The following is a 7,247-nucleotide window of genomic DNA, read 5'->3' as shown; positions in this document are numbered from 1 at the left end:
GCTTGCCAGGATGACGCTGAACCGCATCAGAAATTGGGACCGCCGCACGGCAGACAGGGTAAGTCATTTCATAGCCAACTCGCGCTACATAGCGGAGAGGATAAATAGGGCGTATGGAAGGACTGCCCATGTTGTCTATCCTCCCGTCGATACGAACCTGTTTACCCTGCATAGGGAGAAAGAGGATTTCTATCTTGCCGTCTCCCGCATGGTGCCCTATAAGAGAATGGATGTGATAGTGGAGGCATTTGCGAACATGCCCGATAAACGACTTCTTGTCATTGGCGAGGGGCCGGAGTCTGCCAAGGTGCGGGAGAAGGCCGCTGGAGCAAGAAATGTCCAGATACTTGGCTATAGGCCCTTGGAAGAGATGCGTGATTACATGCAGCGGGCTAGGGCCTTTGTTTTTGCCGCTGAAGAGGATTTCGGGATAGTGGCCGTCGAAGCCCAGGCGTGCGGCACTCCCGTGATAGCATACGGGAAGGGGGGAGCCAGTGAAACGGTCATTCCGGGCAGGACGGGTGTTTTCTTCGAGGAGCAGTCTTCGGAAAGCCTGTCACGTGCTGTCGAATACTTCGAGCACGCACGTAAGGATATGGACCCGGAGGAGATTCGAAGACACGCCGAGAAGTTCTCAGCGGAAAGGTTTCGGATGGAGTTTCGTGACTACGTAGAAAATTGCCTGAGTAGGCGAGGGCTCTCATGAGAATCCTCGTCACCGGTGGGGCGGGTTACATCGGAAGCCACGTGGTCAAGGACCTGGGGGAGGCGGGTCACGAGGTCCTGGTCTACGACAACCTCTCCACCGGCCACCGCGAGTCGGTCCTTTCCGGCGACCTCCTGGTAGCCGACCTCGCGGACCGGGGCGCCCTCAGGAAGGCGCTCGCGGACTTCCGGCCCGATGCGGTCATGCACTTTGCCGCCTTCATCCAGGTGGGAGAGTCGGTGGAGAAGCCCCTCGTGTACTACCGGAACAATACCTGTAACACGGTGGGCCTCCTTGAGGCCATGCGCGAGGCGGGCGTGAGGAAATTCCTGTTCTCCTCCACGGCCGCCGTCTACGGCATTCCCGATGAGGTCCCCGTGGACGAGACGGCCCCCCTGGCTCCCATAAATCCTTACGGGCAGTCCAAGGCCTTCGTGGAGCGCATCCTGGGGGACCTGAGCCGGGCGGAGGATTTCCACTATATTTCCCTCCGGTACTTCAACGTGGCCGGGGCCGACCCCGGGGGGCGCCTGGGGCAGAAGTACCGGGAGGCCACGCACCTCATCACCCGGGCCCTCAAGGCGGCCAAGGGGGAGCTTCCCCTTCTTCAGATCTACGGCACCGATTACCCCACGCCCGACGGGACGTGCATCCGGGACTACATACACGTGAGCGACCTCTCCGCCGCCCATATCGCGGCCCTCGACGGCCTTTTCTCGCACGGGGAAAGCGAGGTTTTCAACCTGGGCTACGGCCACGGGTTTTCGGTGCGGGAGGTCATCGAGACGGCCAGGAAGGTGACGGGGGTGGACTTCCCCGTGCAGGAGGCGGGCAGAAGGGCGGGGGACCCGGCTGCCCTGGTGGCGGGGAGCACGCGGGCCAGGGAGAGCCTGGGCTGGCGCCCCCGGTATGACGACCTGGCATTCATCATCGAAACTGCCTGGGACTGGGAGAGAAGGCTGGACCCCTCCGGCGGGTAGGCCGGAGGTCAGTTGGCTCCTTCGCGCCTGAGGACGACGCTTACCGTCTTTAAGAGGATGACCACGTCGAGCCAGAGGTTCCAGTTGCGCACGTACCACGTATCCAGGGAGATCCTGTAGGTGTAGCTCGTATTGCTCCTGCCGCTGACCTGCCAGAGCCCCGTGATGCCGGGCAACACGCTCAATAAGGTCTCCCCTGACGGCACAAGAAAATTTTTCTCTCTGGGAAGATAGGGCCGCGGGCCCACCAGGCTCATGTCTCCCCTGAGGACGTTCAGCAGCTGGGGCAGCTCATCCAGGGACGTCGTCCGCAGGATGCGCCCCAGCGGGGTGACCCGGGGGTCGTCGCGGAACTTCCAGTGGGCTTCCCATTCCTCCCGGGCCCCGGGGTCGCTCGTGAGGATGTCCCGGAGCCTCTCTTCTGCGTCCCGGTACATGGTCCTGAACTTGTAGCATCTGAAGACCCTGCCGCCTTTGCCCACCCTCTCCTGGGCGAAGAGGGCCGGCCCCTCCGACGTGGCCTTGACCATGGCGGCCAGGAGGGCCAGGGGGAGAGCCAGGAGCACGAAGAGGACCACCCCCAGGGTGTAGTCGAAAACCCTTTTCACGGCCTGATTGAAGGGCCGGGCGAGGTTGTTCCGGACCTCCAGGGCGATGGCCTGCTCTTGGAAGAAATGCTGCAGGCTCGTCCCCAGGACGGCCATCCCGAAGATGTCCGGCACCAGGAGGACCCGTGCGGCCTTGTGCTGAAGCGCGTTGATGAGCTCCTGGAGCCTCTGTCCCCCGGCTCCCGGCATGGCGATGATGAGGTCGGTGATGCGGGCCCTGGCGAGATAGCGGACGGCCTGGTCCGTGCCCCGGTGCACCTTGATGCCGTCTATGGAGCTGCCGACCTTGGCCGGGTCGTCATCCAGGTAGCCGATGACCGCGTAGCCGTAGTTGGGCTCCTTTTTGAGGGCATTGGAAATCAGCCTGCCTGTTTCCCCTGCGCCCAGGACAAGGACCCTCCGCTTGAGAAGGCCGGCTCTTCTCAGGAGCTTCTTTCCGAGCATCCTGGTGACGGGAAGAAAAGCCAGGGCAAGCACTCCCGTGAGGAGAACGACGGTGCGGGAAATCTCGCTGGAGAGCTTCCCCAGGGAGGTGACGACGAGCACGCCCGCGGTGGCAAGGAAGGCGGACCTCCATAGGGCCTTTATTTCGTCCCAGAAGGAGAACCGTCTCGTGTAGAGGCCTTCGTACAAAAGGAAGAAACCCCAGAGGAGGAAGACCCACCATACCTTCAGAACGCTCCCGGAGGGCCCCGAAGCAGGGAAACCGGAATAGAACGCCGGAAGGACCTCAAGCCTGAGAAAGGTGGCGGCCTTGAAGACCGCCACCAGCGAAGCGGCGTCAAGGAGGGCGATGGCGAAGACCTCGAGGGCTGTTTTTGCCCTGTTCATGTGAGACATCATCCCCCCGGCAAAGCCCTTCCGGGCCGTTATTCGACGAGCTTCTCCGCTATCTGCACGGCGTTCAGGGCCGCGCCCTTCCGGAGGTTGTCGGCCACGATCCAGATGTTCAGGCCGCACTCGACCGTATCGTCCTCCCGCACGCGGCCCACGTAGGTCTCGTCCTTGTCGGCCACCTCGACGGGCAGGGGATAGACGTTCTTCTCCGGGGCGTCGAAGACGACCACGCCAGGGGCCTCGGCGAGCACGGCGCGCGCCTCGTTGGCAGTCAGCTTCCTTTCGGTCTCGATGTTCAGGCTCTCGCTGTGGCAGCGAAAGACCGGCACCCGAACGGTGGTGGCCGTCACCCGGACGGAGTCGTCCCCCATGATTTTCCTGGTCTCCTCCACCATCTTCATCTCTTCCCTGGTATAGCCGTCTTCGAGGAAGGCGTCGATGTGGGGCAGGACGTTAAAGGCTATCTGGTGCGGATAGACGCTCGTCCTGGGCTCCCTGAAACTCAGGATGTCCCGGGTCTGCTCCAGAAGCTCATCCATGGCCTTCTTCCCCGTGCCCGAGACGCTCTGAAACGTGGTGACCACCACCCGCTTTATCCGGGCGGCGTCGTGCAGGGGCTTCAGAACCACGACCATCTGGATGGTCGAGCAGTTGGGATTGGCGATGATGCCCTTGTGCCGGGCAAGGTCATGGGCGTTTACCTCGGGCACGACCAGGGGCACCTCCGGGTCCATGCGCCACTGGCTGGAGTTGTCCACCACCACGCAGCCCGAGGCGGCGGCCACGGGGGCCCAGGTCCTGGAGCGGGCGGCCCCGGCCGAAAAAAGGGCGATGTCGATGCCCGTGAAGGAGTTCTCCTTCACGGTGCGCACCGGGATGTCCTCCCCAAGGAAGGGAAGGGTCTTGCCCTCGGAGCGCTCCGATGCGAACAGCCTGAGCTCCTCCACGGGAAAGTGCCGCGACTCCAGGATGCTTATCATCTCGTTGCCCACAGCGCCCGTGGCGCCCACCACGGCCACCACGTATTTTTCTTTTCTCTTCAGCATGTTTAGCCCACACCTCGGGGGTAAGGTCCGTACCGAATTCCCATTTTACCACAGCGGGGGAGGGCTTCGCCTTCCCTAAAGGCCGCTGGAGCGGGCCTCCTCCGTGAGCTCTTCCCCCGCGAGGGACAGGGCGGCCTCCAGGACTTCTTCAACGCCGACCTCCCGGATGCAGGCGAAGTCCCCGCCCTCCGTGCACTGCTGGGGGGTGGGAGAGTACCGGAAGCAGGACGGGCAGCTCTCGTGCCGCAGGACCCGGCTCCGGCACTTCCAGGGCCTGAGCCAGCGGGGGTTGGTCGGCCCGAAGAGGGCCACCGTGGGCACTTGAAGTGCCGCGGCCAGGTGCATGAGGCCCGAGTCGTTGGTGATGAAAAGCCTGCATCTCTGCATGAGGGCGGCGGACTGGCGTATGCCGGCGGTCGTGACCGGGAAGACCTTCTCCGGCAGGCCCGTGGCGGCCCGCAGGGAGTCCTTGAGCGCGTCTTCCTCCGGCCCGCCGAAGAGGAGGAACCTGCAATCCCCCGATTGCTTCGCGAGGAGCCGGACGAGGCGGGCGTACTTCTCCTCCGGCCAGCGCTTCATGGCGTGGGCCTTGAAAAGGCTGCTCCCCGGATGAAACCCTATGAGATATGAGGACGCAAGGCGCCGCTCGCGGAGCCAGGCCGCGGCCTCCTCTCGCTCCTTCTCATCCAGATACACTTCCAGGGGATAGGGTTCGGGCTCCTCGATGCCGAGGAGGCCCAGGAGCCGGAGATCCTCCTCCACGTTATGGAGGCCGTCGTCCTCCCGGATGGTGCGGTTTTTGAGGAAGTTCATCTCCAGGAGGTCGTGCTCCCGGTAGCGATGCCCTATCCGCAGAGGCGCCCCCGCCAGGAAGGCCGCCAGGTTGTAGTCCTTCCGGTTCGACGGATAGAAATTGATGGAGGCATCGAACCTCCCCCTCAGGCCCAGGAGGAAACGGACCCCCGCGAGCTTGCTTGCGCTCAAGAATGGGAAGTGGATGTTCTCCGTTATGTGGGGGTTCCCGTCCAGAACCGCCTTTGTGCTTGCGAACATGTGCAGACAGGTTATCTTCGAGCCGAGCCTCTCCGTGATGTTTCGCAAGGCGGGCGTGGTCATGAGCACGTCCCCTATCCCGTAAAGGGGCAGGGCGAGTATCCTCTGAAACCCCGTACTCAAGCGGCCTCCCTGGCCACAACCCTGGTGCTCGGACAGAAGACGGGCACGGGCGCTCCGCGGGTGGAAAAAGCTGAAGGCAGGGGGCTCGAGCACACGAGACGTTCCTCACGGCCGTTTCCGCCCGGGATGACATTCGCTTCACGTTTTTCTTTTGCCCGCAAGCGTCCCCGTAGTGCACGGTGTGACTGGCTGTTATGGGGTGTGACCTTGCACGGAACCGATAATGCATGTCGCTTCTTTCGAAGGCAGGAGAGATATTGGACATATCGCCCGTGCAGGGCCCTGTCCTGAATGTCCCAAGGGGACCACGACACGTCCGGCGCCACAGGGAGAAGAGAGCAGAGAAGGGCGGATGGCGAATCTTTCCGCGGAAAGGAGCATCTCGTAAGCGAACATTCTGAAGCGGAGTTCTTTGACCTCGAACCAGAGCACAGAGGTCTTGGGGCGAGCTGCGTCCTGTAAGAGAGGATTCTGTTTCTCAAAGCACATTTCATCGGGCAAAAGAATTATAACATCCGGCGGAGTAAAACGGACGACGAGGCTCCTAAATCTCCTTCGTCCTTTCAAGGAGGTACTCCTCGTACTCTTCCGCCACTCTGTCCCACGTGCAGCCTTGTGCAAACTCCCGCGCCTTCTCCCCCATCTTTCTTCTGAGGGAGGCGTCCCGGGCAAGGGTTTCCATCTTTTCCGCGAGGTCCCTCGCGTCGGCCGTCCTGAAGGAAAGACCGAACCCCGCCCCGACGGCGAAGGCGAGTTCCTGTATATCGCTTACCACGACCGGTTTGCCCAGGGCCGCGGCTTCTATGACCACTATGCCCTGCCCCTCGTACCTCGACGGAAGAACGCAGAACATCGAGGAGGACAGAAACTCCTTTTTTCCGTCATCGTCCACATGGCCGAGGAACCGTACTTTCCCGGATGCCCCGGTTTCCCGAAAGAGGGCTTTCAGTTTCTCTTCGTCCCTTCCCTTTCCGGCGATGACCAGAGGCGTGTCCACGTGCCTCATTGCCTTTGCCAGGATATCCAGCCCCTTGTTATGCACGTGCAGTCTGCCAAGGTAGGCCACATAGCGCCCGTCGAAATGCTCCGCATCAAGGAGCGAGGGGTCTATGCCGTTGGATATCACCACGCCGCCAGCTAGCCTGAACTTCCGTTTGCTCGCCTCGGAGACGGACACCGAGTGCCTGAAAAGCCTGGGGTAGAAAGCCTCGACCAGAAAGAAGGGTAGGCCCAGGAGGAAGTAGCGCCTGAAGAGGTTCGCGCCTTCTCTGTGGTGGACCTGGATCGTGGCCTTCTCCGGCGCTATGAACCTCGAAAACACCGGATTAAACGGGGCGAAGTCCTCCACCACAAGGTCGGCGTGTCCACGGTGTCTCAGAAGGAAAACGGCCGCCTTGATGGCATAGCAGAATGTGCTGAGAACATAATTGTCCCTCTTCGTCCCGATGAAGCGAAACCTGAGCCTTCCCTCTTCGTAATCCCGAGCACCCGGGTATTTCCCGCATATGATTGTTACGTCATGCCTTTCGGCGAGTCTCCTGCCAATCTCCCTGGCTCGCACGGCGCCGCCGCCGGCGACCCATGGGTTTCCCACGTGGTCGTATATAAAGTGAAAGATTTTCACGAGCGTCCCCGCGGACCGGTGACCCCTTTGTACATGTCCTCGTACTCCCCGACCATCCGGCCCACGCCGTAGTAATCGGCCTTTTTTGCGGCCTGGGCCGAAAGGCGCGACCGCACGGCCGGGTCGGCTATCATCCTGGCCATTGCCTCCCTGAGGGAGTTTTTGTCCCGCGGCCTAACGAGCAGGCCCGTAACGTTGTCCTCTATGAGCTCGGGCACCCCGGAGACGTTCGTCGCGATGACCGGCGTTCCGACAAGGATCGCCTCTATG

General features: G+C 62.0%; 7 protein-coding genes. 2 read left to right on the top strand and 5 right to left on the bottom strand.

Going from position 1 to position 7,247, the window contains the following annotated elements; translation table 11 throughout:
• Positions 1 to 706 (top strand): glycosyltransferase (locus P8Y39_11810; protein ID MEJ2193004.1); only part of this gene is annotated, 706 nt, incomplete at its 5' end.
• Entirely contained in the window at positions 703 to 1,686 is a 984-nt protein-coding gene (gene galE, locus P8Y39_11805) for a UDP-glucose 4-epimerase GalE (protein ID MEJ2193003.1), read from the top strand. The genes P8Y39_11810 and galE, both read left to right, overlap by 4 nt.
• An 8-nt stretch (positions 1,687 to 1,694) precedes the next feature.
• Here galE and wbaP read toward each other — a convergent pair whose 3' ends face one another.
• From wbaP to P8Y39_11780, 5 genes are all read right to left on the bottom strand, one after another.
• Entirely contained in the window at positions 1,695 to 3,125 is a 1,431-nt protein-coding gene (wbaP, locus tag P8Y39_11800) for an undecaprenyl-phosphate galactose phosphotransferase WbaP (protein ID MEJ2193002.1), read from the bottom strand.
• A gap of 38 nt (positions 3,126 to 3,163) precedes the next feature.
• Positions 3,164 to 4,177, bottom strand: coding sequence for an aspartate-semialdehyde dehydrogenase (locus tag P8Y39_11795; protein ID MEJ2193001.1), 1,014 nt, complete (start codon positions 4,175 to 4,177; stop codon positions 3,164 to 3,166).
• 75 nt (positions 4,178 to 4,252) lie between these two features.
• On the bottom strand, positions 4,253 to 5,353 hold the full coding sequence (locus P8Y39_11790; GenBank protein ID MEJ2193000.1) for a glycosyltransferase family 9 protein: 1,101 nt from the start codon (positions 5,351 to 5,353) through the stop codon (positions 4,253 to 4,255).
• Between the two features lie 544 nt (positions 5,354 to 5,897).
• On the bottom strand, positions 5,898 to 6,977 hold the full coding sequence (locus tag P8Y39_11785; protein MEJ2192999.1) for a glycosyltransferase family 4 protein: 1,080 nt from the start codon (positions 6,975 to 6,977) through the stop codon (positions 5,898 to 5,900).
• On the bottom strand, positions 6,974 to 7,247 hold a 274-nt coding region (locus P8Y39_11780), incomplete at its 5' end, for a glycosyltransferase (protein ID MEJ2192998.1). The genes P8Y39_11780 and P8Y39_11785, both read right to left, overlap by 4 nt.

The organism is Nitrospirota bacterium, from assembly GCA_037386965.1.
GTDB lineage: Bacteria > Nitrospirota > Thermodesulfovibrionia > Thermodesulfovibrionales > JdFR-86 > JARRLN01.
This window is presented reverse-complemented; position numbering and strand designations above follow the sequence as displayed.